Below are 3,759 nucleotides of genomic sequence, written 5' to 3' on the forward strand. Positions count from 1 at the left end.
CACCCCCCCCCCTTGGGCCACGCCGCCGGCGCCCCGCCAGGCGCCGCGCCCCCGCCCCCCCCCCCCCCCCCCCCCCCCCCCACTACAGGTCTACGAATGACTGGTCCGGTGCGCCTTTCTGTCCAAAAGGACAGCGGCCAGACAACATTCAAATGCAACTGTTTCAGGTTTGGTGCACTGCAAAATTGTGCCGATTTTTGCGGTAGGCTTGACGGGTTTCCGCTCTCCAGGCTCTCCGTCGTAGATGAACGAGTACCGCAGCAGCGTTGTCTTCGCCACCCCCGACCTGCCTCTGCGCGACGATGTACGTCGCCTCGGCACACTGGTTGGTGATCTGATTTCCGAACAGGTATCGCCCGGCTTCCTCGACGAGGTGGAAGACGTGCGCACGGCGGCGATTGCCCGACGCGAAAGCCAGGCGCCGTTGGCTTCGCTCAGCGCGCAGCTGGCTGGCCGTTCGCCGCGCGATGCCGAAGCGCTGGTGCGTGCCTTCAGTACCTACTTCCAGGTGGTCAACATCGCCGAGCGCGTGCATCGCATCCGTCGTCGTCGCGACTACCAGCGTGCAGGTACCAAGCGTCCGCAGCCGGAAGGCCTGCATGACGCCCTGCTTGCGCTGAAGGCGCAGGGCGTGACGCCGGAAGAGCTGGCGCAGTGGTTGCCGCAGATCGACATCGAACCGGTGTTCACCGCGCATCCCACCGAAGCGGTGCGTCGCGCGCTGCTGGAAAAAGAACAGCTGATGGTTGCCGCACTGGTGGACAACCTCGACGGCCAGCGCACGCCCGGCGAACAGGCAGCCGATGCCGCACGTTTCCGCATGGCCTTGACCGCCTCCTGGCAGACCGCCGATTCCTCGCCGGTGCGGCCGACCGTGGACGATGAGCGCGAGCATGTCGGCTTCTATCTGACCCGCGTGCTGTACCGGGTGATTCCGGTATTCTACGAATCACTGGAGCAGGCGCTGCGCGACACCTGGGGCCGCACCCTGCCGCTGCCACGCCTGCTGCGCTTTGGCACCTGGGTGGGCGGTGACATGGACGGCAATCCGAACGTGGACGCCGGCACCATCACCAATACCTTGAACGCGCAGCGCAATGCCGTGCTCGGGCTGTACCTGAAGGATATGGTTGCGTTGGCCAGCCTGCTCAGCCAATCGACCGAACTGGTCGGTGTCAGCGAGCAGGTGCTGGCACGCGTGGTGGAGTACCAGCAGCTGCTGCCGCAGGTGAAGTCGCGCCCGCGTCACGCCGACATGCCGTACCGCCTGCTCAACGACCGCATGCGTGCACGCCTGCAGGCCACCGTGGAAGATGCGCCGGGCGCCTATGCATCGCCGGAAGAATTCATCCATGACATCCAACTGATCCTGGACAGCCTGGAAGCCAACAAGGGCAAGCATGCCGGTTGGTTCTCGGTGCGCCGCCTGCTGTGGCGGGTGCGCACGTTTGGGTTCCATCTGGCGCGGCTGGATGTGCGGCAGGAGTCGAGCGTGCATTCGCGCGCGCTGGCCGAAGTGCTGGGCGGGCAGGATGCGTTCGATGCACTGGACGATGGCGCTCGCGCGCAGTTGCTGTCGCCGTATGCGGCCGGCAGCGCAGTGCTGGCACGTGGCGAGGACGAGGCCGGGCAGCGCCTGGACAAGGTATTCGCGGCGCTGGCCGACGCCCGCCGTCGCCACGGTGCCGATGCCCTGGGCAGCTACATCATCTCGATGGCGCATGATCGCGGTGACGTGCTGGCGGTACTGGCGCTGGCGCGCCGCGGTGGCCTGGTCGATGCGGACAATGCCGTGCCGCTGGATATCGCGCCGCTGTTCGAAACCGTTGACGACCTGCAGCGCGGCACCGCCACGCTGCGCGACCTGCTGGCCGATCCGGTCTACCGCGCGCATCTGGCCGCGCGCGACAACGTGCAGATGGTGATGCTGGGTTACTCCGACAGCGGCAAGGACGGCGGTATCGCCGCCTCGCGCTGGGGGCTGCAGCATGCCCAGGTGGAGCTGCTGGATACCGCCGCCGAATACGGCGTCAAGCTGACCTTCTTCCACGGCCGTGGTGGCTCGATCAGCCGCGGCGGCACCAAGACCACGCATGCGGTGAACGCCTCGCCGCGCGGCAGCATCGGTGGCCGCCTGCGTGTCACCGAGCAGGGCGAGGTGATCCATCGCAAGTACGGCATCCGTGCCCTGGCGTTGCGCTCGCTGGAGCAGTCGGCTGGCGCGGTGTTGCGCGCCAGCCTGCGCCCGCGTGCCGAGGAGCCGCGCGAGGAGCAGTGGAAGCCGGTGATGGCGCTGGTCGCCGAAAAGAGCTCGGTGGCCTACCGCGCTTTTGTCGGCGATGCGCAATTCATGAATTACTTCCGCCAGGCCACGCCGATCGATGTGATCGAACGCATGACGCTGGGCTCACGTCCCTCGCGGCGTCTGGGCCAGGATGCGGCGCTGAGCAACCTGCGCGCGATTCCGTGGGTGTTTGCCTGGAGCCAGGCGCGTGCGGTGATCCCGGGCTGGTTCGGCGTGGGCAGTGGCCTGCAGGCGGCGGCCGATGCCGGGCATGAGCAGACCTTGCGCGAGATGGCGCACGACTGGCCGTTCTTCGAGACCTTCCTCGACGATATGTCGATGGTGCTGAGCAAGGGCGACATCCACATCGCCGAACAGTTCTCGCGGCTGGCCGGTCCGCTGCATGACCAGTTCTTCCCGCTGATCCGCGAGGAGCTGGCCTTGACCGCACATTGGGTCAAGCGCCTGAGCGGCCAGCAGGAACTGCTGGAACAGGACCCGCGGCTGGCCTTGTCGATCCGCCTGCGCAATCCCTATATCGACCCGATCAGCATCCTGCAGGTGGACCTGCTGCAGCGCTGGCGTGCAAGTGACCGCCAGGACGAAGGCCTGCTGCGCGCGCTGGTGGCCTGCGTCAACGGCGTATCGCAGGGCGTGCAGAACACCGGCTGATTTGTTCCTGCCCCCTCCCTTGCGCCGAAGGCGTAGGGGAGGGTTGGGGAGGGGTGCTTTTCAAGCATTGCCGGCTTCGCGGCTTGCGCCGCTCCTACAACGCGGGCACCGACAAATCGGCTTCGCCCGAAGGATTGCTCTGCAGCAGCTCCAGATGGCGCTGCTCCATTTCCTGGCGCAGCTGGCGGCGGATCTGCGCGGCCGCGAAGCGCCGCTTCTCATCGCTGGTTTCAGGCTGCAGCGGCGGTACCGGCGTCGGCCGGCCGTCGTCGTCCACCGCCACCATGGTGAAGAAACAGCTGTTGGCGTGGCGTACCGCGCCCTTGCGGATGTCCTCGGCCACCACCTTGATGCCGATTTCCATCGACGAGGTGCCGGTGTAGTTCACCGAGGCCAGGAAGGTCACTAGTTCGCCCACGGCGATGGGCTGGCGGAAGGTCACCTGGTCCACTGACAGGGTCACCACATAGTTGCCTGCATAGCGGCTGGCACAGGCATAGGCGACCTGGTCGAGCAGGCGCAGGATCGCGCCACCGTGGACCTTGCCGGAGAAGTTGGCCATCTCCGGTGACATCAACACGGTCATCGACAACTGGTGGGCTTTGTGTTCGTTCATGGCGGCAACTGCAGATGCGGGACGAGCAGGCTACACCGTAGGGGCGAGGCGCGCGCGACAGCCGCATGTAGTGGGCCGCCCGGGGGGGGGAGGGGGGGGGGGGGGGGGGGGTGGGGCGGGCCGGGGGCGGGGGGGCGGGGGGGCGGGGGTGGTTTTTGGGGGGGGGGGGGGGGGGGGGGGGGGGGGG

At 67.3% G+C, this 3,759-nt stretch carries 2 protein-coding genes; one reads left to right on the top strand and one right to left on the bottom strand.

What is annotated here, in order from left to right:
• Window positions 1-244 precede the first annotated feature (244 nt).
• Window positions 245-2,956 carry a phosphoenolpyruvate carboxylase gene (gene ppc / locus ACVOLQ_RS22350; protein WP_481529344.1) on the top strand — a complete coding sequence of 904 codons (2,712 nt, stop codon included), beginning with the start codon at window positions 245-247 and terminating at the stop codon, window positions 2,954-2,956.
• A gap of 94 nt (window positions 2,957-3,050) precedes the next feature.
• Here ppc and ACVOLQ_RS22355 read toward each other — a convergent pair whose 3' ends face one another.
• The gene (locus ACVOLQ_RS22355; RefSeq protein ID WP_313173411.1) at window positions 3,051-3,572 is read right to left on the bottom strand and encodes an acyl-CoA thioesterase; all 522 of its coding nucleotides are present in this window, start codon (window positions 3,570-3,572) and stop codon (window positions 3,051-3,053) included.
• Window positions 3,573-3,759: the final 187 nt, after the last annotated feature.

Source organism: Stenotrophomonas sp. STEN031 (genome assembly GCF_056759975.1).